Annotated in this window: 23 protein-coding genes; 5 read left to right on the plus strand and 18 right to left on the minus strand. The window is 60.0% G+C overall.

The features are described 5' to 3' along the window. Nucleotides 1–19: 19 nt before the first annotated feature. The 14 genes from B9Z31_RS13585 to B9Z31_RS13650 form a co-directional block, all read right to left on the minus strand. Complete coding sequence (locus B9Z31_RS13585; protein ID WP_233200986.1) at nucleotides 20–997, minus strand: sulfate ABC transporter substrate-binding protein; 978 nt, start codon at nucleotides 995–997, stop codon at nucleotides 20–22. A gap of 199 nt (nucleotides 998–1,196) precedes the next feature. After that, nucleotides 1,197–2,072, minus strand: coding sequence for a DJ-1/PfpI family protein (locus B9Z31_RS13590; protein ID WP_199174510.1), 876 nt, complete (start codon nucleotides 2,070–2,072; stop codon nucleotides 1,197–1,199). A 54-nt stretch (nucleotides 2,073–2,126) separates the two neighbouring features. Continuing rightward, a complete protein-coding gene (locus tag B9Z31_RS13595; RefSeq protein WP_100120106.1) occupies nucleotides 2,127–4,283 on the minus strand; it encodes a TonB-dependent siderophore receptor in 2,157 nt (718 codons plus the stop codon). Between the two features lie 103 nt (nucleotides 4,284–4,386). Beyond that, the gene (locus B9Z31_RS13600) at nucleotides 4,387–4,896 is read right to left on the minus strand and encodes a copper uptake system-associated protein (RefSeq protein ID WP_100120107.1); all 510 of its coding nucleotides are present in this window, start codon (nucleotides 4,894–4,896) and stop codon (nucleotides 4,387–4,389) included. 20 nt (nucleotides 4,897–4,916) lie between these two features. Further along, nucleotides 4,917–6,794: a TonB-dependent receptor domain-containing protein gene (locus B9Z31_RS13605; RefSeq protein WP_100120108.1), complete on the minus strand. Its 1,878-nt coding sequence runs from the start codon at nucleotides 6,792–6,794 to the stop codon at nucleotides 4,917–4,919. Nucleotides 6,795–6,890: 96 nt separating this feature from the next. After that, the gene (locus B9Z31_RS13610) at nucleotides 6,891–7,253 is read right to left on the minus strand and encodes a DUF2946 family protein (RefSeq protein ID WP_143473852.1); all 363 of its coding nucleotides are present in this window, start codon (nucleotides 7,251–7,253) and stop codon (nucleotides 6,891–6,893) included. Between the two features lie 9 nt (nucleotides 7,254–7,262). Then, on the minus strand, nucleotides 7,263–8,411 hold the full coding sequence (locus B9Z31_RS13615) for a methanobactin export MATE transporter MbnM (RefSeq protein ID WP_100120110.1): 1,149 nt from the start codon (nucleotides 8,409–8,411) through the stop codon (nucleotides 7,263–7,265). A 21-nt stretch (nucleotides 8,412–8,432) separates the two neighbouring features. Next, nucleotides 8,433–9,317 carry an MbnP family copper-binding protein gene (locus B9Z31_RS13620; RefSeq protein WP_100120214.1) on the minus strand — a complete coding sequence of 295 codons (885 nt, stop codon included), beginning with the start codon at nucleotides 9,315–9,317 and terminating at the stop codon, nucleotides 8,433–8,435. 19 nt (nucleotides 9,318–9,336) lie between these two features. Next, entirely contained in the window at nucleotides 9,337–9,882 is a 546-nt protein-coding gene (locus B9Z31_RS13625) for a copper chaperone PCu(A)C (protein ID WP_233200980.1), read from the minus strand. A 10-nt stretch (nucleotides 9,883–9,892) separates the two neighbouring features. Further along, complete coding sequence (locus B9Z31_RS13630; protein WP_100120111.1) at nucleotides 9,893–10,480, minus strand: Crp/Fnr family transcriptional regulator; 588 nt, start codon at nucleotides 10,478–10,480, stop codon at nucleotides 9,893–9,895. A gap of 95 nt (nucleotides 10,481–10,575) precedes the next feature. Further along, complete coding sequence (locus tag B9Z31_RS13635) at nucleotides 10,576–10,974, minus strand: DUF2946 family protein (protein WP_100120112.1); 399 nt, start codon at nucleotides 10,972–10,974, stop codon at nucleotides 10,576–10,578. A gap of 26 nt (nucleotides 10,975–11,000) precedes the next feature. Then, nucleotides 11,001–11,477, minus strand: a complete 477-nt coding sequence (locus tag B9Z31_RS13640) for a copper chaperone PCu(A)C (RefSeq protein WP_100120113.1) — start codon at nucleotides 11,475–11,477, stop codon at nucleotides 11,001–11,003. Between the two features lie 133 nt (nucleotides 11,478–11,610). Then, nucleotides 11,611–11,976, minus strand: coding sequence for a DUF2946 family protein (locus tag B9Z31_RS13645; protein WP_100120216.1), 366 nt, complete (start codon nucleotides 11,974–11,976; stop codon nucleotides 11,611–11,613). A 63-nt stretch (nucleotides 11,977–12,039) separates the two neighbouring features. After that, a complete protein-coding gene (locus B9Z31_RS13650; protein ID WP_100120114.1) occupies nucleotides 12,040–12,462 on the minus strand; it encodes a BLUF domain-containing protein in 423 nt (140 codons plus the stop codon). Between the two features lie 130 nt (nucleotides 12,463–12,592). Between B9Z31_RS13650 and B9Z31_RS13655 the strand changes: the two genes are divergently transcribed. The 4 genes from B9Z31_RS13655 (at nucleotide 12,593) to B9Z31_RS13670 (ending at nucleotide 14,812) form a co-directional block, all read left to right on the plus strand. Next, nucleotides 12,593–13,243, plus strand: a complete 651-nt coding sequence (locus B9Z31_RS13655) for a glutathione S-transferase (protein ID WP_100120115.1) — start codon at nucleotides 12,593–12,595, stop codon at nucleotides 13,241–13,243. A 115-nt stretch (nucleotides 13,244–13,358) separates the two neighbouring features. Continuing rightward, nucleotides 13,359–13,730, plus strand: coding sequence for a TraR/DksA C4-type zinc finger protein (locus B9Z31_RS13660; RefSeq protein WP_199174511.1), 372 nt, complete (start codon nucleotides 13,359–13,361; stop codon nucleotides 13,728–13,730). Between the two features lie 63 nt (nucleotides 13,731–13,793). Continuing rightward, nucleotides 13,794–14,207 carry a VOC family protein gene (locus tag B9Z31_RS13665; RefSeq protein ID WP_199174512.1) on the plus strand — a complete coding sequence of 138 codons (414 nt, stop codon included), beginning with the start codon at nucleotides 13,794–13,796 and terminating at the stop codon, nucleotides 14,205–14,207. 5 nt (nucleotides 14,208–14,212) lie between these two features. Continuing rightward, entirely contained in the window at nucleotides 14,213–14,812 is a 600-nt protein-coding gene (locus B9Z31_RS13670) for a MarC family protein (protein ID WP_100120217.1), read from the plus strand. 30 nt (nucleotides 14,813–14,842) lie between these two features. On the opposite strand, the gene mrdA is transcribed toward B9Z31_RS13670, so the two are convergent. The 4 genes from mrdA to B9Z31_RS13690 are packed head-to-tail and all read right to left on the minus strand — an operon-like array spanning nucleotide 14,843 to nucleotide 19,341. Next, entirely contained in the window at nucleotides 14,843–16,816 is a 1,974-nt protein-coding gene (gene mrdA, locus B9Z31_RS13675; protein ID WP_100120118.1) for a penicillin-binding protein 2, read from the minus strand. A 2-nt stretch (nucleotides 16,817–16,818) separates the two neighbouring features. After that, nucleotides 16,819–17,340, minus strand: coding sequence for a rod shape-determining protein MreD (gene mreD / locus B9Z31_RS13680; protein ID WP_100120119.1), 522 nt, complete (start codon nucleotides 17,338–17,340; stop codon nucleotides 16,819–16,821). Beyond that, a complete protein-coding gene (gene mreC, locus B9Z31_RS13685) occupies nucleotides 17,337–18,269 on the minus strand; it encodes a rod shape-determining protein MreC (protein ID WP_100120120.1) in 933 nt (310 codons plus the stop codon). The genes mreD and mreC overlap by 4 nt, the downstream gene beginning before the upstream one ends. A 28-nt stretch (nucleotides 18,270–18,297) precedes the next feature. Beyond that, the gene (locus B9Z31_RS13690; RefSeq protein WP_100120121.1) at nucleotides 18,298–19,341 is read right to left on the minus strand and encodes a rod shape-determining protein; all 1,044 of its coding nucleotides are present in this window, start codon (nucleotides 19,339–19,341) and stop codon (nucleotides 18,298–18,300) included. A 211-nt stretch (nucleotides 19,342–19,552) separates the two neighbouring features. Here B9Z31_RS13690 and gatC point away from each other — a divergent pair, with 211 nt between their 5' ends. After that, nucleotides 19,553–19,852 carry an Asp-tRNA(Asn)/Glu-tRNA(Gln) amidotransferase subunit GatC gene (gatC, locus tag B9Z31_RS13695; RefSeq protein WP_100120122.1) on the plus strand — a complete coding sequence of 100 codons (300 nt, stop codon included), beginning with the start codon at nucleotides 19,553–19,555 and terminating at the stop codon, nucleotides 19,850–19,852. Nucleotides 19,853–19,854: the final 2 nt, after the last annotated feature.

Consider the following 19,854-nt stretch of genomic DNA (forward strand, 5'->3'; position numbering starts at 1 on the left):
TACGCGACGCCGTGACGGATCACTTCTTGGTGTAAATCTGATCGAAGCTGCCGCCGTCTGCAAAGTGGGCTTTGTCGGCTTTTTCCCAACCCCCAAAGGCCTGATCGATGGTGAACAGGTTCAATTTGGGGAACTGTTTGGCGTATTTGGCCTGGGCCTTGGCCGAGATTGGGCGGTAGAAGTTTTTGCCGGCGATGTCTTGGCCTTCGTCGGTGTAGAGGTATTCCAAATAGGCCTGGGCCACAGCGCGGGTGCCTTTGCGGTCCACGTTTTTGTCGACCACGGTCACGGCCGGTTCGGCCAGGATGCTGATGGAGGGGTAGACCACATCGATCTTGCTGCCGAATTCTTTTTCGAGCAGGTTGGCTTCGTTTTCCCAAGAGATGAACACATCACCCTGGTTGCGTTGCGCGAAGGTGATGGACGAGCCCCGGGCACCGGTGTCGAGCACCGGCACGTTTTTGTAGAGTGCGGCCACAAAATCTTTGGCCTTGGCTTCATGGCCGTATTTGCGCTTGGCGAATTCCCAGGCGGCGAGATAGTTCCAGCGGGCCCCGCCCGATGTTTTGGGGTTGGGCGTGATGACGCTGATGCCGGGTTTGACCAGGTCGTCCCAGTCACGGATAGCCTTGGGGTTGCCCGCACGCACCATCAGCACGATGGTCGAGGTGTAAGGCGAGCTGTTGTGCGGCAAGCGTTTTTGCCAGTCTTTGGGAATCAGATTGCCGTTTTTGTGCAGCGCGTCGGTGTCACCGGCCAAGGCCAAGGTGGCCACATCGGCATCCAAGCCGTCAATGATGGAGCGGGCTTGCTTGCCCGAGCCGCCGTGCGACTGCTTGAAGCTCAGGTCTTGGCCGGTTTTGGCTTTCCAGTGGGCGGCAAAGGCCTTGTTGAATTCAACGTACAGCTCACGGGTCGGGTCATAGGACACGTTGAGCAGGCTGACGGGCGCTTGCGCCTGCGCCGTCAGACCCGACACGGTCAAGGTCAAAGTCAAGGTGAGTAAGGCGGCGAGTTTGAGAAATGGGCGTTTTGTTTTCAAGGGATCACTCCGAAAATACACATCAAAAGGCTGATGGGATGGATTCTGGAAGTGATCCTTTCAAACTCAAACGACTGTTTTTCTATTTCCTAATGAAGGAATCATCTATAGATAAGGCCAGCAAAGAAGGGCTTAACCATAAATGCGTGCAACCTTAGAGATTTCTCATGGCCCTTTTGGCGGTAGCAAACGCATTGGCCCGCATCCCGGCAAACATGTCTTTTAGGAATTGTCTGGCCAAGGGCTGCGCTTTTTCGGGCGAACCGGCATTGAAGGGGGGCTGCGGGTCGTACTCCAGGTACAACTGCACCGCCTCGGCATAGACCCGGCTTTTCAGCAGCGCCACCAACTTGAGGCCAAAGTCGATCCCGGCCGTCACGCCACCGCCTGTGATGCGGTTGCGGTCCACCACAATGCGGCCCCGCGTGGGAATCGCGCCCAACTCTTTGAGCACATCGCGGGTGTCCCAATACGAGGTGGCTTTGTAGCCCTTGAGCAAACCCGCTGCCCCCAGAATCAAGGAGCCGGTGCACACGCTGGTCACATAGCGGGCGGTTTGACCCTTGGCTTTGAGGAAGGCCAGAACTTCCGGGTCTTCCATCATGGTGAAGGTGCCCGGCACACCGCCCGGCACAAATAACACATCCAGCTGCTCGGGGCATTGCGCGAAGGTGGTGGTGGGCTTGATCGGAATGAGCGCGGCAGGCCCCGGGCTTTCATTGCCCACGGGTTCCAGGTCTTTCCAAAGCAGGTGGATTTCCTTGTTCATCAAGGCCTCGAACACGGTCAAGGGCCCGACCAAATCCTGCAAAAACATGCCCGGATAAACCAACATGCCGATGGTGATTTTGGGGCCCCCAATGAGAGGCGCGTAACGGTCCATGGTGGCCAGGTGGTGCTCGTCAGCAGCTTGCTTCGAGGGCGCATGCACGGCAGCGGGCTTGGCCGACGCTTGGGACGTCTGCATGGCCGAGTAGCCCAGCACCACCGAGGGCCAGGACAACAAACGAGAGAAATAACGACGGTTCATGAGAGCTCAAGGGGCACCCTTGCGGATGCCCCCTCCTGTGGCGTGGTGGATGGATCAGAATTTCGAGCTGATGCCCACCACCAGGCTGCGCGGCAAACCGGGTACGACTTGGCCACCACCAAAATAGGCCATGGGTGCGTAATACTGTTTGTTGAGCAGGTTGCTGATGCTGGCGCTGTACTGGATGTCGCCGCGCTTGTAACTGGCCTGTGCATCCCACAAGGTGACAGCCGGCATCAAGAAGGTGTTGCTGGTGTCGCCTGCCAGGTTGGAGCGATGCGACGCGCCCAAGCCCAGGCCCAAACCGCTCCACTCGCCTTGTCGCACGTCGTAGCGTGCTGCCACACGCAGTGTTTGTTCAGGCACATTGAACAGGCGTTTGCCCACCAGGTCCGTGGTGTCCTGAGTGATTTCTGCGGTTTGGTGCGTATAGGCTGCAATCCATGCCAGTGAAGGTGTGGCTTGCCAGCGCAAGTCAACATCGAGGCCTTTTGCTTGCTGAACACCTGTCTGCACCGAGAAGCCGGTGTTCAAGGGTTCAGCCACTGTGGCGTTCTTGCGCTGGATATCAAAGAGCGCTGCGGTCGCTGTCAGACCTTGCCAGCCCTTGATGCGAAGACCCAATTCTTTTTGAACGGCTTCCTCCATTTTGGGCGCAGTTCTAAACAATTTGCCGAAGGGTACGCGGGACATCTCGCTGTAACCACCAAAGAAGGACACGACATCACTGGCGTCAAAGACCGCTCCGAAGCGAGGCGTGACCTTGCTATTGCTGCGAGGGGTGTTGATGTTGATCATCATGACCGGGTCAACGTAATAATCTTTCCCAGTGGTCCGGGTGTGACGCAAGCTGCCGTGCAAATGCAAATTGCCGATCTGAACTTGGTCCTGAATAAAGGCCACGGTTGAAGTGCTTCGGTTATGTTGTCGGTTTGATTCGTTAGGCACCATGGGCTCAAACCAAACGGGCCTGAAGTTGCCAGATAAATCTGTTGGAGTCAGCCCATCGAGAGGGGAAAACCCCATACCAAATGGATAAGGGTCTGCGTAAGCCATGAATGCATCGTCACGGGTTTCGTCTCGATCAAGGCCAAAACTGATGCGATGCAAAGCATTCCCTGACTTGATGGATGTGTTCAAGCTGACTTGGAGGGTGTCTGAGGTCAACTTCTCCCACAAACGCAAGCCATACAAACTCACCGACGATCCAAAACCGCTGCCGAACAAACCCTCACTGCCATAGGGAAACGGAAACACCCCCCGCTGATCCACTTCAGCCGTGTTGTGTGCAGCCAGGGCCTTCAAGGTCCAGTCATCGTTCAAGACTTGTGTCCACTGCACATTCAAGCCGCGTGACTTTTGTGTGGTGTCGGGCAAGCCGGTGGCGGTGACGAAGGTGCTGCGGCCTATGCCTGCAGCAGGCTCGGTGGCCGAGGCGCTGGCGCGGGGCAAGCCCGAATAATCCACCGTGGTGTTGTCCAGCATGCGGGCCTTGATGACCACTTTGGTTTTGGCATCGGGCGACCAAGACAGGCTCGGGTTCAGCGCCGACTTGCGGAAGAAAACGCCTTGGGTTTCGCTGTCAGAGCGGTCATGCTCGCCGTTGACCCGAAACGCCCACGCCTCGTTGATGGGCTGATTCAAATCAAAGTGCGCATTGCGGCGGCCAAAGTTGCCCAACTTGACACCCACTTCACGCGAGGCCTTGGCCACAGGGTCTTTGGTCGTCACTGCAATGGTGCCGCCCACCGTCGAATAATTGCCAATCGCCTGCCCACTGCCATACAGGCCACCCGCTGGGCCTTTGATCACATCCATTTGCTGAATGCCCCCCAGACTCTCTTGGTTCTGAAACCAGCCTGGCACCGAGACACCATCGACCACCATGGCCGCATTGAACCCGCGGATTTTGAAGCCCACGTTGTTGCTGTCGCGTGGATCGATTTCGTTCACATTGCTGACATTGCGCAAAGCGTCAGAAACCGTTTTGCTGCCCTGGTCCTCGATGACCGAGCGTGGAATGCTCACAATCGACTGAGGCACCTGCTCTACAGGGACGGCAGAACGTGTCGCGGTTTGTGTGATGGCGGGCTGATATCGCTCTTTGTCAGCCGTGATTTCGATGGTTTGTGTTTGAGCGTGTGCCAACGAGACGCAGCAAGCCCATGCGGCCAACGCGACAGGCGATAGACGTGAAATTTGAAAAGACATTTTTATTCCATAGATTGAATTGATGGCGAGAAGGCTGCGCAGCCCTCAAGGTGTTGACGCCTGCTGGATCCCGAAGCAGTGCGTCCTTTTTCCGTGCGCAAATTCAGCGCGGTGAATTGTTTTTGGGATGAGCCCCATGGGACCCATGTGGAGCGCCATGACCGGCATCACCATCCACCCGCAACATGCCCTCAAAGGAAGCGAACTTCTTCAAAGTGTCAGCGGGCAGTCGGCTTTCGGCCGTTTGCAGCTTTTTCGACAATGCAGTCGCAACATCGTTGGGCATGCCGGTTTGCACCAAAGCGTCTGCTTGTCGCAGGCCATCCCCGGCACAAACCACGATCACCCAATGAGCGTGCCGTTTTTGCAGCAACGCACGCCCACCGCGTTCGCCTTGCAACCAACCTGCCAATGCCCAGTCGCCCTCTACAACCACAGGCGCGACCTGCAAAGGCGACTTGGGTTGGTCAAACTGCTTCTTCATGACATGCACGATGGTCTGCATGTCTTTTGCCGGACTGACCTTGGAAGAGTGATGATCCCCAGCAACCTGATGGCCACTGGCAGATGCCAACCAAGCAGCCAAAAAGGCGGAAAAGAAAATTTTTGTCATGGTACTTTTTCCTTTTAGCGTCAGAAACTGGCTTTCACACCCACTTGCAAAGAACGTCCCGGCATGGGGTAGCCCTCGCGAAACGTGTAGGTTTTATCCAAAAGATTCTCGATCGCCGCAAAGACTTCGCCACGCTGTCCGAGTTGCGGGACCTTGTATCCCAAGCGCAGATTGGCCACAGTGAATCCATTGACCTGAACGGTATTGGTGCTCACCGTACGCGCTTGACCCAAAACCGTCATGCGGGTCTGGTGTTGTGCATCGGCACTGGCGCGCCACGGGCCTTCTTGCCAATTGATGCCCACACTGAGGCTGTCTTGCGGTGCATAAGGTAAGTCTGACTTGCTGCTGTTCAGGTGTGTCCATCCCGCAAACATCTGCCAAGACTTGCCCATGGATTGCGCCCAGGTGAGCTCTGTCCCTGTCACGTCATAGGTGCCCAAGTGGACAAAACCAGGGGCCGATACTGCAGGAGGGAAAGCAAAAATGTAACGGTCCTTGACACGGTCTTTGAACAGGGCCAAGTCCACCGAGGTATCGCTCGAGGGTTTCCAGCTCACACCCAACTCCTGATGGTCAAGCCGTTCTGCGCCCAAGGATTTCCAAGTATTTCCGAGGGGAGCCATGAGGTGCGACAACACAGCGGCATCCAGTCCTGGGTAGTTGACCCCTTTGGACACCTGAACGCGCAATGCCAAACGTTCCCCCTGCGCCAGTACCAAGCCCGCTTGATGCGCGGACTCTGACTTCAGGACATTGTGGCTGTAGTGCCGCACACCCACGGACGGCGTGGCCGACCAGCCGCCAGTCAAGTCCAACTTGTGACTGACCGCCACAAAGGGAGAGCTCACGCGCAAATCAGCGGCCACGAACCGGGCGGTAGGCACATCACCACCGATCTTGTCGACGTCCAGGCCTGCCTGTACCTGCCCACCTTGCCAAGGCTGCAGGCTTTCACGCCAACGCAAGCCCGTTGTTTTGAAGTTGGACTTCAACCCAGGATTTTGTTCCCCATAGCCCTCGGTGCTGTACACCTTGAAACTGCCTTGAACTTTGTCATGTTGATGTGCGACAGTGAATGCCAACAAATCGCCACGGGTGTTGAAAGTCTGTCCCTTGTTGGCCTGTGTATCCTGATGGCCAGGGTCGGTCGCGGTATTGCTGCTGTTCATGGCCAGCAGGCGAATCGACCACTGGCGGTCAATCCTGTAACCCAATTGGCCCATGACATTGTTCAAGCGACCTTTGGCGTCCGGCCGATGGCCATCGGAAGCAGCATGCCCCTGAGCCAACGCGAAGTCCCAGTCGCCCTGTCGGCCGCTGACATCCAACTGCTCAGCCACGGTACCAAAGCTCCCGCCACGCACACTCACCTCACCCGAGACGCCATCTGCGGCCCGTGCCTTTTTGGGCTCGAGGGCAATGGCCCCAAACGTGTTCCCAAATTCGTGCAGCTGCGGACCTTTGATGACATTCAATCGGGCCATGCCGTTGAGCGGCAAGAGGTCCAGCAATGGATGGTTCCAGATGCCCATGTAAAAAGGGACGCCATCGATGTAGGTCTTGATTTCACTGCCGGGGCGGCTGGAGCCCATGCCACGGATATAAACCGCACCACCTTCTTCACCACCAAAGGAGCCCACTGGATTGAAGCGAGAAATGCTGACGCCCGGTGTACGGCGCAATGCGGCGGCGGCATCGATCGCATTCAGGTCTTCGATCTGACGCGATGTCACTGTCGTGCGGAAACCTGCCATGTCATCGGCACTGTTGCTGTCGATGACGGCGGGCGCAATGATGAGCACATCATTTTGCGGCGATTGCGCCCATACCGTTGCCGCAGGCAGTAAGCCCCACAGGGCGATTGCAACGGGTGAAAATTTGAATTGTTTTTGCATGGTCTGATGAGATCTGTGCGCGCAGGCTCTGCCGTACACGCGAAAAAGCACCGCCCAAAAAAATATATCGAGCGGAGGAAATGCGCCTTACGGCGTTCAGATCAGATCAGGCGGTCCGCGAGAAGGCAGCGGCGGCGCGGTACGAGCCAACAACAGCGCCTCAGGCAAGGCTTGCACGATGAAAGCGCGTGCATCGTGCACATGCGCCAAAGCAGCCGCCGTGGGTGGCGGCAATGCGGGTGTGGCGTGAGCACACAGCGGGCAGTCCATGCTGCTGCTCAAGGCAGTGTTTTCACCCTCGCCTTGCACCACCACTTTCATGACGCCCATGCTGGAACACACGACGTCCATGGTTTTGGGCTGCAGCGTGGCGGCCAACACCGAAACACCCACAAACAGCATGTACCAAACCAGCAGGAGGCGACTCAGTGAGCGAAAGAAGGGGTGTGATCGGTACATACCCATGCCTCAACGACTGGCTGCCCACGGATTCGCGTGGCGAGGGTTTTGAACAAACGTGTGGTCGGTCAAGGTGTTCAAGAAAGCGACCAGGTCGCTGACTTCTTGCTCGCTGACCTCGAAGCCCCCGATCAATGAACTGCGCAAGGGGCTGGGCCCGTTGGTCGTGCCGCCTGCGCGGCCAGCCTGCGCGTAGTGGGCGCGGATGACTTGGTCGAGCGTGGCCAAAGAGCCGTCGTGCATGTAGGGCGCAGTCAGCGCAATGTTGCGCAGACTGGGCGTGCGGAACTTGCCCATGTCATCGGCGTCGCCCGTGAACTCGCTGATGCCCGGGTTGTCTGCGGGGTAGGCACCCCGGCCATCCAGGTTGTGCAAGCCTGTGTTGTGAAAGCCGCGCTCGGCCAGAGGCAGCTTGCTGTGGCGGATGTTGTCGGTGAAGGTGAAGCTGCCGTGGCAGTGGTAGCACTCCATCTTTTCGCCAAAGAACAGGCTTTCTCCGCGCTTGGCCGCTGCTGAGATGGCTTTGGGCTGGCCGCCGTATTTGTACCGGTCATACGGGCTGTCAAACGAGAGCAGGCTGCGCTGAAAACTGGCCAAGGCTTTGGTCAGCGTGCCCAGCGAATACAAAGCCTCGCTGCCTTTTGCCGCTTCGACTGGAAAGGCTTTGACAAACAAGTCGCGGTAACGCGCATCGGCTTGCAGGCGTGCAAACAGTTCTTTCTCTCGCCCTGCCATGCCCATCTCGACCGGGTGCTCGCCAAACAGCGGAATGAGCGCCTGCACCTCCAAAGCCGTGAGGTTGGGGTTGGCCCAAGTCAGCACAGGCAGATAGGCCACATTGCCCAGCGCCATGGCGCTGCGTTGACCCGCTTGCCCGGTCACGCCTTTGGCCACGGCCAGTCCATCGGTGAAGGCTTTGTCTTGGTGGTGGCAGGTGGCGCACGACATGCTGCTGTCCGCCGACAGGCGTTGGTCGTAAAACAGGTGCCGCCCCAGCTCGACCTTGGCCGCACTCATCGGGTTGTCTGCGGGCACCACAGGGCGTGGCACCCAGGCAGGCAGGTCCCAATGAAATACGTCTGTGGAACTGCCCGTGAGCATGGCCCAACCGGCCAAAGCCAGCAGGCAGGTGCTCAGGGTTTTGCGCAAGGGGTTCATGGCCGAGCTCTGGGGTGCAGATCAGCGTTTGGACAAAAGGCGTTGAGGGCCTGCAGCGGCCACGCCGTCATAGGCCAGGCCCAGCGCCTGCATCACAGGTGGGCAGTCGCCGTCTTTGGAAAAGCTCATGCAGCCGGGCGATGTGCCTTTGGCGTTGACGTCCACATTGGCTTGTGCCAGCACCGCGCCCATGTCGGCCACCACGGTGTTTTTGCGCAGGTCAAAGCCATCGAAGCGCACCGTCAGGCGGTTGGGGTTTTGGCAAGCGCTGGGGGCCTGGGTTTTGCTCTCGCCCGCGCATGCCGTGCTGCCCAGGTGCACCGAGTAACGGGTGACCGGGCCCATAGCGTTGGCTGCAGCGGGTTTGTCTGTGCTGATGCCACTGCTGGCGGTGTCGAATTTGATGAACTTGTAGCCGCCTTGCCAGTTCCAGAACATGGCTGTGGAGTTGAGCGGCGCGGGCGCGACCGTGGGGTCTTGGTGGTTTTGTGCAAAAGGCACGCCCACAGTGAGTTCCACCCCGGTGTACTCGCCCGCTGGCACTTGGCCGCGCACGCTGGTGTTGGTGGCCTCTGTGCCATTGCGGCAAGGGCCTGCGCCGTTTTCAAAGTCCAGCAGCGCCACCGATTGCTGTTGCCACACGCCGTCTTGTGCGAGTTGCACAGGCACGGTGCTGCCGTCTTGGCGCACCAGCTTGACTTCGCTCACGTACATGCGAAAGTCGCTGGGCGTGATGGTCGAGCGCGTGCTGCCCACGCCTTCGTAACGCTGGCCGCAGGCAAAGGGCTGGCCGTTGATTTGGGCGGCAAACTTCAGCTCAACAGCTTGGGAAGTGGGTGGGCTGGGCAAGGTGCTGCAAGCGCTCACGGCCAAGGCCAGTGCCGTCAGGGTGAAAAAATATTTCATCGTGTCTTCCAGTTGAAAATCAATGCTGATGCGCAGATGCACCTGCACGCGGTGTTTGCACCCAGACGTTGACACGCCGGGTGCCTGCTTTTTCAAAAACCAACTCCAGATCGAAGCGGTCACCGTCTTTGAGGGGTTGGGCCATGTCCAGCAGCATCAGGTGGTGCGTGCCCGCGCCGCCGTGACGCAAGGACACTTCGGTTTGCGCGGGCAACTCCAAGGCGGGCACTTGGCGCATGCGCATGACCTGGCCGTCCATCTGCATCTGGTGGATTTCTACCCGTGCCGCCACAGCGGTGCGGGCCGACAGCAGGCGGTCAGGCGTTTTGCCTTTGTTGCGGATGGATTTGAAATACACCGCCCCTGTGGTCGTGCCTGCCAGGCTGGGCGTGGCGTAGGGGTGGTCTATCACCACATCGCCTTGGCGAAAACCGTGCGCGTGGGCAGAGCCTGTGCCCAACAGCGCCAGGGCCACCACGCCCATGAACAAGCCGCCTGCCACAAAGCCCAAGCCAAAGCCAGTTTTTTGGGCGCTCTGCCAGAACCTAAAAATCACTTGTTGCATACCAGACCTTTCAGGCCGCCATGGCAAAGGGCTCAGCCACGGCCCACACACTGGGCACGCGCAGGCGGGGTTGCTTGCGTTCGGGCAGCAAGGTGTTGAGTTCGCGGCACACCGTCTCGAAGGTGGAGTCGACCACGCGGGCCATTTCTTTGAGTGTGGGCAGTTCTTTGCGCTGCACGGTCAACACACGGCCATCGGCCTGCTTGCCCAACACGGTCAACAAATACGCGAGGCGCTGGACGATGGGGCCTGTGCGCAAACGGTGCATGTCGCAGGTCTGCCGCTGCTGCTGCAAGAAGCCCTGCGTCATGGTGGTGTAGCGGTCCAGGTCTTGGCCAGCCGCAATCGGCTTTGTTTGCGCGGCCACCAAGGCCACAGCTGTGAAGGCATAGGGTTCGGCGCACAAAGACTCCACGCCGATCAGGTCGCCGGCTTGGGCCAGTTGCACCAAAATTTGGCCATCTTGGCCCTGGCGCTCCAGCTTGAAAACACCTTGGGTCACCCGCCACACAGGGCCCACACCGCCTGCGGCCAACAAGCTTTGGCCACGGTTCACATGGATGGGCTCACCCACCGGAATTTGATTGAAAAATTGCACACGCTGCTCCTGACTGAATGGGCCAGTGCACCTGCATGAAAGCAGGCGCCTGGCGAACAGCAGGCGGGCATGAGCCCGGCCTGCCACGGCTGACTTCAGGCGTGGGCAGGCGGGGCGCGGGAGTGGACCGTCCAGCGGGGGACGGCTTGAGGAATGTCTTGATCCAACTGCGCCAACAAGGGTGGCGCTTGTGGCAAAGCCTGCCACGCCAAGGGGGCGGGCGGCGGTGCCATGCGGTCGCTGGCCAACACGCACAAGGCGCAATGGTCGAGCATGGTCGCACCCGGCACAGAACCGTCATCGCCCTGTGCATTGCCCGGTTGTTTGAGCGCCGTCTGTGGTGTGCCCTCGGTGGTGCACACCGTCATCCAAGGCACTGCGCTGCCCTGGCTCCAGGCCCGTGCACGCGAGACCGTGGGGGCCAAAGCCGCCAGCAGCATCGCGCACAGCAGCCACAGGCTGAGCCTGCGCAGTTGGGCAGAAGTCCAGGTCATGGAGGGGTCAGGCAAAAGTCAAGAGATCAGTGCTTGTGCGCCGAATGGCCATCGCCATGCTTCATGGCGGGTGCGCCGGCCATGCGGGCAGCGGCCTTGATTTCGATGTTCTGGCGCTTGCCATCCTTGCCTTCGACCACCAGGGTCACCGGTACGGTGTCACCGTCTTTGACTTGGCCTTTGAGGTCCATCAGCATGACGTGGTAACCGCCGGGCTTGAGGTCCACCGCTTTGCCAGCAGGCAAGGCCAGGCTGGGCACCGCGCGCATTTTCATGACGCCGCCGTCCATGGCCATTTCGTGCACCTCCACCACACCCGCCACAGGCGACTGGGCCGAGACCAATTTGGCGTCTTGGCTGGACTGCAATTGCATGAAAGCACCTGTGGCCTTTTGCTGCGCCACGGTGGCACGCACCCAGGCGTCTTTGACGGTGACTTGGGCTTGGGCCTGGCTGAACAGGGCCGACATCAGGACGGCAACAGAGACAACAACGCGTTTCATGGCGAACTCCAGTTAATAAAAAGACACGAGGGGAAAGGGTTTGGCGGCGCTTGAAAGCCAGCGCACTGGACCACGGGCAGGAAGATCGGCTCATGCAGGCACCCCGCACTGGGCCGTCAAACAGCTGCCGTGATCAAGAAAAAGAGGGGGGAGCGCGGGCCTGCCAGGGCAGCCCGATGAGCGAAGCCAGCCGGGCCTGCTCCAGAGGACGCAGCGCATGAGACAGCCCAACATGGACTGGCGCTGAAACCGACAGCACCGGGGGCGCTGCCACCGGCAAACACAAGGGGCAGTGCAGGCCTTGGTGGCTGCTTTGCGCCTCATCGCCATCGGCATCGAGCTGCAGCAGCTTGACGCTGCCCGCTGTGGTGCACACCAGTTGCACACCCTCGGGGTTGACCAACGGCGAAGCCACGGCCACCCCCACAAACAACGCAAACCACACCAGCACGAAGCGGGTGAGAAGGGGGGCATTGCGCAGGGATTGCAGACTGAACATGGCGGCAATTATGGCATCGAAGCTTGGGGCCTCTGGACTCACCTGGTCCATGCACCCGTCTCTTCAGAGGGTTGTTTCGGCTTTTTCGTCTGAAATTTGATCGTTTGCCCACTGTGCGCAACGATCGGCCGCACGGGACATGCCTTGGGCATCCACCGGGAAAAAACCGGGAATGTCGTACTTGTCGAAATGCGCATACGAGGAAAACGCCATGGCCCAATCGGCAAACTGCCGATCGGTGATGGGGCCTCGCGCCAACAGTTCGACGTTGTGGTGCCGCTCATCGCGCTGGAGGCTTCTCCACAAAGTATCGATGGAGCCACTGGGGCCCTCGATGCACTGAACAAAAATTTCCTCGGTGTAGAGCAAATGCCCCGTGATGCCCAAGCTCAGGTTGCGTTTGCGGCACTGCACCAGCAAATTGAACAGGTGCAGACTGCCCAGCTTGTGGGTGGCTTGTGAGCGGTAAACAAGTCGCTCCAACATAAGGGCTCCGAATAGAGGGTGGCGATATTTTGGAGGGGCGTCTTGATACGGACCTTACAGGCATATTGGTGACTCATCGGTTCAGCGACATAGGCTAACCTGCGTTCTACCTGCTTAACTGGAGACTCCCATGCTCACACTCTGCGGCTTCGCAGCCAGCAATTACCACAACAAAGTCAAATTCGCCTTGCTCGAAAAGGGCGTGCCATTTGAAGAGGAACTGGCTTGGGTCGGTGCCACCGACGCTGCGGCCAGCCCCTTGGGCAAAGTGCCTTACCTCAAAACACCCGATGGCGCGATGTGCGAATCGGCTGTGATGCTGGAATACATCGAGCAAAAGTACCCGCAAAACCCCCTGATCCCTGCCGATCCATTTGCCGCCGCCAAGGTGCGCGAGCTGGCTCTGTTTCTGGACCTGCACCTGGAGCTGGTCGCTCGCAACCTCTACCCCGAAGCCTTTTTCGGCGGCAAAGTGAGCGACTCGGTCAAAGAAAAAGTCGGTGCGCAGCTTGAGAAAAACGTCGCGGCCTTTGCCAAGCTCGCCAAGTTCGCCCCCTTTGTGGCGGGCAACAGCCTGACGCTGGCCGATTGCGCCGCCGTCACGCATTTGCCTCTGGTCTCGGGCGCCACCAAGCTGGTTTACGGGAAAGACTTCCTCGCCGATCTGCCAGCACGCGACTACCTGAAAATGATGGGCGAGCGCCCCCACATGCAAAAGGTCAACGCCGAGCGCAAGGCCAATATGGAGCTGATGTTGGCCCGCATGAAAGCCAAAAGCTGAGTCTGTGCGCTTGAGCACCTGATGCAGATCAACCCCGGCCCGTGGCCGGTGTCACGCGGCAGCGGGGGTTGACCCACATCAATACCGCGCCACAAGAGGCGCCTAGGATGAAGCCATGACTTCATCCCACACCCCTTCCCTGAACGCCCACCGCGAGCGGCTTTTGCAGGAGCGCGCGCAACTGCTGCGGCGCATCGCCCAAGAGCGCGGTGGTCTGGTCTCGCGCGCCGACATGGCCGCCGAACACGATGTGCGCAGTTGGGACGACCGGGCCCAGGCCATTTCCGAGCGCGATGACGAGTTCGCCATGAACGAACACGAAACGGCCGAGCTGGGCGACATCGAAGCCGCACTGGAACGCATGGATGCGGGCACCTATGGCCAATGCACCGACTGCGGCGTGCGCATTGCGCCTGCGCGCCTGAACGCCTACCCCACAGCCAAGCGCTGCATCGATTGCCAGACCGTGGCTGAACACCACCGCTGAGAGGCCCCAACCTCGGGTTCCTCCCGCTACCCCAGCAGGGGGCTGGCTGATATGCTTTCGGGCATGCACAGCCTTTTCCATTTTGCTTTTCATGTCACCAACTTGGACGAAGCCCGCCGTTTTTATGGCGGGACTCTCGGCTGCCAAGAGGGGCGATCCACCGACACGTGGGTGGACTTTGATTTTTTCTCTCACCAAATTTCCTTGCACTTGGGCGAGCCGTTCAAAACGACCCTGACGGGCCATGTCGGAGAGCACCTGGTGCCCATGCCGCACTTCGGCTTGGTCTTGCAAAAGAACGATTGGCAAGCGCTGGCTGATCGCTTGCAAGCGGCCCAGACACCGTTTGTGGTCGCCCCCCATCTGCGCTTTGCAGGTCAGCCGGGCGAGCAATGGACCATGTTCTTCATGGACCCGTTTGGCAACCCGATCGAAGTCAAAGGCTTTGCCGACCTGGGCACGGTGTACGCGAGCTGATGGGCATGGAGCACACCTTTGCTTCGGCCACCATCTTGCTGCTGCTGATCACCGACCCGCTGGGCAACATCCCCATTTTTGTGAACAGCTTGCGGGCCGTGCCGCCGGAGCGGCGTGCGCGTGTGATCGTGCGCGAGGTCTTGATCGCCTTTGGCCTGCTGTTGTCCTTCATGTTTGTGGGGCAGTCCTTCCTCAAGGCCATGAGCCTGTCGGACGTGTCTTTGCAAATTGGTGGCGCGGTGGTGCTGTTCTTGATTGCGCTGCGCATGATTTTTCCGCCGCCACCCCAAGACACGCCCGTCCCCTTGGCCGAGCCTTTGATCGTGCCCCTGGCCATTCCCGCTTTGGCAGGCCCCTCGGCCATGGCCACTGTGTTGCTGTTGGTCAGTCAAGCGCCCGAGCGGCGCATGGAGTGGGTGGCCGCATTGACGGTGACCATGCTGGTGTGCGCCGTGGTGCTGCTGCTGGCCGAACGCTTGCAGCGCGTGGTGGGTTTGCGCGTGGTCTCGGCTTTTGAGCGATTGATGGGCTTGATTTTGGTGTCCATCTCGGTCGAGATGCTGATTCGGGGCTTGAAGTCCCTGGCGCAAAGCTGGCCGCACTGACAAAACCCCAGCGCCTGCTTGGCCGCGACTTCAGTTCAGTTTTCTCGCTTCAAGGGGCACTTCTTGCTTGGTGCGCGGCTTGCCGATCGGGCTGGCCGTTTGCCCCTTTTGGGTGGCGACCATGTCTTCTTCGCTCGGGTACTGCCCCATCAGCCAGTAGTCAAACACACGCCGCGCGATGGGGGCCGCTGAAGCCGCGCCAAAGCCCGCGTTTTCCACCACCAAGGCCACCGCGATCTTGGGTTTGTCTGCCGGGGCATAGGCCATGTACAAAGCGTGGTCACGCTGGTATTCCGACAGATTGGCCGCGTTGTACTTGTCCTTTTGGCCAATGGTGACGGCTTGGGCTGTGCCGGTTTTGCCAGCGCTGGTGTACGCCGCGCCGGCAAACACGCGGGCCGAGGTGCCGGACGTGACCACGCCCACCAAGCCGTTGCGGACCACCTCCAGGTGCTCGGGCTTGAAACCCAGGTCAAGCGGCTCGGCGGCATTCACCTGCGTTTGCGCATGGGTCAAGGCGTCTTGCGTGGCCGACACCACGCGCGGTTTGAACTGCACCCCGCCATTGGCCAGTGTGGCCGTGGCCGAAGCCAGTTGCAACATGGTGAAGGTGTTGTAGCCCTGTCCAATGCCCAAAGAAATGGTTTCACCGCCGAACCATTTTTTCTGTTCTGGCTTTTTGTAGTAGTTGCGCTTCCACTCGGTGCTGGGCAAGATGCCGCGCACTTCGCCCGGCAAATCAATGCCCGTGATCTGACCAAAACCCAAAGGCTTCATGAAATCGTGGATGGCGTCCACGCCCATGTCATTGGCCAGCGAGTAGTAATAGACGTTGCTGGACAGCGCGATGGAGCGGACCATGTCCACCGGGCCCAAACCACTGTCGCCGTGGCTGCGGAAGGTGTGGCCCCCATACGTCCATGAACCCGCATCGTTGATGATGGTGCTGGCACTGCGCTTGCCCGTCGACAAAGCGGCCAGGGCCATGAACGGCTTGTAGGTCGAGCCCGGTGGGTAGGTGCCGCGCAAAGCCCGGTTGAGCAAGGGCTTGTCGATCGACTCGTTGAGCATCTGCCAGTTTTCAACGTCGATGCCGTCCACGAACAAGTTGGGGTCGAAGGTGGGTTTGCTGACAAAGGCCAACACCTCACCGGTGTTCGGGTCGAGCGCGACCAGCGCGCCACGTCGGGCACCAAACAGGTCTTCCACCATTTTCTGCAACTGGATGTCGATGGACAGCACGACGTTTTGCCCCGGCGTGGCCAAGTCGCTGGACAGGCTGCGCGTCGCCCGTCCGCCCGCCGAAGTTTCCACCCGGTTCACGCCGGTGATGCCGTGCAGTTCGCGCTCGTAACGCTGCTCCACCCCCAGCTTGCCGATGTATTCGGTGCCGCGGTAGTTGCCCGTGTCGTCCTCTTCTTCCAAGCGCTCTTTTTCCTTGGCATTGATGCGGCCGATGTAGCCCACCACATGGCTGGCCAACTCGCCGTAGGGGTATTGCCGGAACAGCCGGGCCTTGATTTCAACGCCCGGGAACCGGTAACGCTGCGCACTGAACTTGGCCACCTCTTCGTCGCTCAAACGGGTGCGGATGGGCAAGGAGTCGAAACTGCGCGAGTCTTCGCGCAAGCGCTTGAAGCGGCGACGGTCTTTGCCCTGTATGTCCACCACCTCGGCCAAAGCGTCGATGGTGGCTTCGAGGTCGCCCACCCGCGAGGGCGTGATCTCCAGTGTGTAGGCCGAGTAATTGCTGGCCAACACCACCCCGTTGCGGTCGAGGATGGTGCCGCGAGGCGGCACCGTGGGGATCACCGCGGTGCGGTTGTTTTCGGCCTGCTCCAGCAAGTCGTCATGCCGCACGATCTGCAAAAACGACAAGCGGGCGACCAACAACAAGAAGCAGACCAGCACCACGATTTGCATGACGGCCACCCGCCCACGAAAGCGCTGCAGTTCGGCCTGACTGTCACGCAACTCGGCAAGGGAGGGCAGCCACAAGGACATGGTCAAAGGGGCCGGATGTTGTCAGGGGCAAAAGCCCGGCGCTGCGGCGCGAGCAACAAAGCCCCGACCAAGGGCCACAAAGCGGCTTGCATGAACGGCGCCAGCAACTGGCTCCAATGCGGCCAAGCGTCTTGTACGACCAGGCGCGTGACCCATTCCACCAAAGCGGCCAACACAAACAAGGGCACGATTTGCAAGGCTTGCTCGCGCAGTGGAAACCACTGCAAACGCCGCTGAACCGCCAAAGCGATGCTGCTGAGCACCACGTAGGACAAAGCGTTTTGCCCCAGCAAAGCCGACTCGTGCACATCGAGCGCCAAGCCCAGCACAAACGCCAACACCACCCCCACGCGACGGGGCTGGTAGACATTCCAAAACACCACCACGATGGCCAGCACATCGGGCAGCCAATTCCATCCGGCCAGACCCAACAACATGTTCAGCAACAAGCCCAAGATCAAGGTGAAGGCAATGAAACGGGGGTTGGCCGGGAGCAACAACTGGCGGCCTGCGGGCATGATCATGGCGAGATTCCTGCAGCAGACGTGGGGCCCTTGCCTTTGCGCTTGGGTTCGGGGGGCGCCACGGGCACGGCGGGCCAATCCTTGACCGGCATCAGCACCAGCAGATGCCGGCCTCGCGGTTTGGCCGTGGGAGTGGCCTGCACGCGGGCAAAGGACGAATCCACCCGACGGTCGATGTGGCTCACCACGCCGACATGCAAGCCCGCGGGGTACACCCCATCGATGCCGCTGGTGGTGAGCAAATCGCCGGACTTGATGTCGGTGCCCGAGGGCACAAATTTCAACTCCAAGGCCCCCCCTGGATTCGTGGGGTCGCCAATGGCCACATGGCGTGTGCCGGTTCGTGCGTTCAAAACAGGAATGGTCTGGCTGCGGTCGGTGAGCAAAGTCACCTCACTGACCAAGGGGTAGACGCGGGTCACTTGGCCCACGACGCCGCCCACATCGATCACGGCCGCCCCCTGCACCAAGCCGGCCACCAAACCCCGGTCCACCACCAAGCGGTCGGTGTAAGGGTCGGCCGTGTCGTACAAAACTTCAACCGCCTTGGTGGGGCCTGCAAACTGGGCACGCAAATCCAAAAGGTCACGCAGCTGGGCGTTTTCTTGGGCCAGCAGCTCGACTTGCTGCAGCCTTTGGGCTTGGGCAATGGTGCGGGTTTGGAAGTTTTGCGCCGCGTCTTGCGCTTTTTCCAAATCACCGAAGTAGGCGCCTAGGCCACTGAAGGCCCGCACAGGCTGTAGCGATAACCATTGCAAAGGGGCCAGCACCACGGCGATGCCCGAGCGCAAGGGTTGAGAAATCTGGAAACGGTGGTCAGAAGCCATCAACAAAATGGACAGCAAAGAGAGCAGCACCCACTTGGTGGTCGCAGACAAGCCCTGCCGAAAAATCGGCGGGGCACTGCGTTCCAGGGTATCCAGAGCCATGAGGGGGGTGCGCCGGATGCAACCGGGCTTATTCGCTGGTGAAAATGCTGCCCAGCTGGTCCATGCGCTCCAGGGCCATGCCGCAACCACGTGCCACGCAGGTCAGCGGGTCTTCGGCCACCAAGACAGGCAGGCCGGTTTCTTCGGCCAGCAAGCGGTCCAGATCGCGCAGCAAAGCGCCGCCGCCGGTCAGCATCATGCCGCGCTCGGCGATGTCTGCGCCCAACTCAGGTGGGGTGTGTTCCAAAGCGGTTTTGACGGCCGAGACGATCTGGTTGAGCGGATCGGTCAGGGCTTCCAAGATTTCGTTGGAGCTGATGGTGAAACTGCGGGGCACGCCTTCGGACAAGTTGCGCCCTTTGACTTCCATCTCCTTGACTTCGCTGCCGGGGAAGGCCGAGCCAATGTTTTTCTTGATCGATTCGGCGGTGGGCTCACCGATCAGCATGCCGTAGTTGCGGCGGATGTAGCTGATGATGGCTTCGTCAAACTTGTCGCCACCCACGCGCACACTGCCTTTGTAGACCATGCCGCCCAGCGAGATGACGCCGACCTCGGTCGTGCCACCACCAATGTCGACCACCATGGAGCCCGAAGCTTCCGACACGGGCAAACCTGCGCCAATGGCCGCGGCCATGGGTTCTTCGATCAAATACACCTCAGAAGCCCCTGCGCCCAGCGCCGACTCACGGATGGCGCGGCGCTCGACCTGGGTGGAGCCGCAAGGCACGCAAATGATGATGCGCGGGCTGGGGCGGAAAGTGCTGCGGGGGTGCACCATGCGGATGAACTGCTTGAGCATCTGCTCGGTCACCGTGAAGTCGGCGATCACGCCGTCCTTCATGGGGCGGATGGCTTCGATGTTGCCGGGCACTTTGCCCAACATGGCCTTGGCTTCGTGGCCCACGGCTTGCAAGGTTTTTTTGCCTTGGGGGCCGCCCTCGTGGCGGATGGCGACCACCGAGGGTTCGTCGAGCACGATGCCCTTGTCGCGTACAAAAATCAGGGTGTTGGCAGTGCCCAGGTCAATGGCCAGGTCACTGGAGAAATAACGGCGGAAAGAGGAAAACATGCAGGGGTCCTTTGACGCGTCGGCCCCGAGCCTGCGATGGGCTGATGGGGGTCGGCGCGGCGTTCAAATCAGGGGTGTGGTCAGGGCGGGCTCAAAGACTAACGAGCGGGCGGCACCAAACACAGGATAATACCTGATCCCCCGGCAAAACAGGTCTTTCCAGGCCCCTTTGACGCCGTAAAAAACGACCTCTTACAACTCTTTTCAAACCATGTCCCTGACCTCGCAGGATATTGCCCGGATTGCCAACCTCGCTCGGCTGGAACTACAACCCGAAGAAAGTGAGCGCATGCTCACGCAAATCAACGGATTTTTTGGCATCGTCCAAGCCATGCAGGCCGTGGACACCACCGGCATCACCCCCATGGCCCACCCCGTGGCCGCCATCCAAGACATCACGCTGCGCCTGCGCCCCGACCTGGCCAGCGAGCCCAACCAACGCGACCTGAACCAAACCAGCGCCCCGGCTGTCGAGCGCGGCCTGTTCCTGGTCCCCAAAGTCATCGAGTAAGC

This window comes from Limnohabitans sp. G3-2, assembly GCF_002778275.1.
Taxonomy (GTDB): domain Bacteria; phylum Pseudomonadota; class Gammaproteobacteria; order Burkholderiales; family Burkholderiaceae_C; genus Limnohabitans_A.

Coding starts and splice junctions, on each gene's coding strand:
- B9Z31_RS13590 (WP_199174510.1), bottom strand. CDS start 2,072: ATGAACCGTCGTTATTTCTCTCGTTTGTTGTCCTGGCCCTCGGTGGTG.
- B9Z31_RS13595 (WP_100120106.1), bottom strand. CDS start 4,283: ATGTCTTTTCAAATTTCACGTCTATCGCCTGTCGCGTTGGCCGCATGG.
- B9Z31_RS13600 (WP_100120107.1), bottom strand. CDS start 4,896: ATGACAAAAATTTTCTTTTCCGCCTTTTTGGCTGCTTGGTTGGCATCT.
- B9Z31_RS13605 (WP_100120108.1), bottom strand. CDS start 6,794: ATGCAAAAACAATTCAAATTTTCACCCGTTGCAATCGCCCTGTGGGGC.
- B9Z31_RS13610 (WP_143473852.1), bottom strand. CDS start 7,253: ATGTACCGATCACACCCCTTCTTTCGCTCACTGAGTCGCCTCCTGCTG.
- B9Z31_RS13615 (WP_100120110.1), bottom strand. CDS start 8,411: ATGAACCCCTTGCGCAAAACCCTGAGCACCTGCCTGCTGGCTTTGGCC.
- B9Z31_RS13620 (WP_100120214.1), bottom strand. CDS start 9,317: ATGAAATATTTTTTCACCCTGACGGCACTGGCCTTGGCCGTGAGCGCT.
- B9Z31_RS13625 (WP_233200980.1), bottom strand. CDS start 9,882: ATGCAACAAGTGATTTTTAGGTTCTGGCAGAGCGCCCAAAAAACTGGC.
- B9Z31_RS13635 (WP_100120112.1), bottom strand. CDS start 10,974: ATGACCTGGACTTCTGCCCAACTGCGCAGGCTCAGCCTGTGGCTGCTG.
- B9Z31_RS13640 (WP_100120113.1), bottom strand. CDS start 11,477: ATGAAACGCGTTGTTGTCTCTGTTGCCGTCCTGATGTCGGCCCTGTTC.
- B9Z31_RS13645 (WP_100120216.1), bottom strand. CDS start 11,976: ATGTTCAGTCTGCAATCCCTGCGCAATGCCCCCCTTCTCACCCGCTTC.
- B9Z31_RS13650 (WP_100120114.1), bottom strand. CDS start 12,462: ATGTTGGAGCGACTTGTTTACCGCTCACAAGCCACCCACAAGCTGGGC.
- B9Z31_RS13655 (WP_100120115.1), top strand. CDS start 12,593: ATGCTCACACTCTGCGGCTTCGCAGCCAGCAATTACCACAACAAAGTC.
- B9Z31_RS13660 (WP_199174511.1), top strand. CDS start 13,359: ATGACTTCATCCCACACCCCTTCCCTGAACGCCCACCGCGAGCGGCTT.
- B9Z31_RS13665 (WP_199174512.1), top strand. CDS start 13,794: ATGCACAGCCTTTTCCATTTTGCTTTTCATGTCACCAACTTGGACGAA.
- B9Z31_RS13670 (WP_100120217.1), top strand. CDS start 14,213: ATGGAGCACACCTTTGCTTCGGCCACCATCTTGCTGCTGCTGATCACC.
- mrdA (WP_100120118.1), bottom strand. CDS start 16,816: ATGTCCTTGTGGCTGCCCTCCCTTGCCGAGTTGCGTGACAGTCAGGCC.
- mreD (WP_100120119.1), bottom strand. CDS start 17,340: ATGATCATGCCCGCAGGCCGCCAGTTGTTGCTCCCGGCCAACCCCCGT.
- mreC (WP_100120120.1), bottom strand. CDS start 18,269: ATGGCTCTGGATACCCTGGAACGCAGTGCCCCGCCGATTTTTCGGCAG.
- B9Z31_RS13690 (WP_100120121.1), bottom strand. CDS start 19,341: ATGTTTTCCTCTTTCCGCCGTTATTTCTCCAGTGACCTGGCCATTGAC.
- gatC (WP_100120122.1), top strand. CDS start 19,553: ATGTCCCTGACCTCGCAGGATATTGCCCGGATTGCCAACCTCGCTCGG.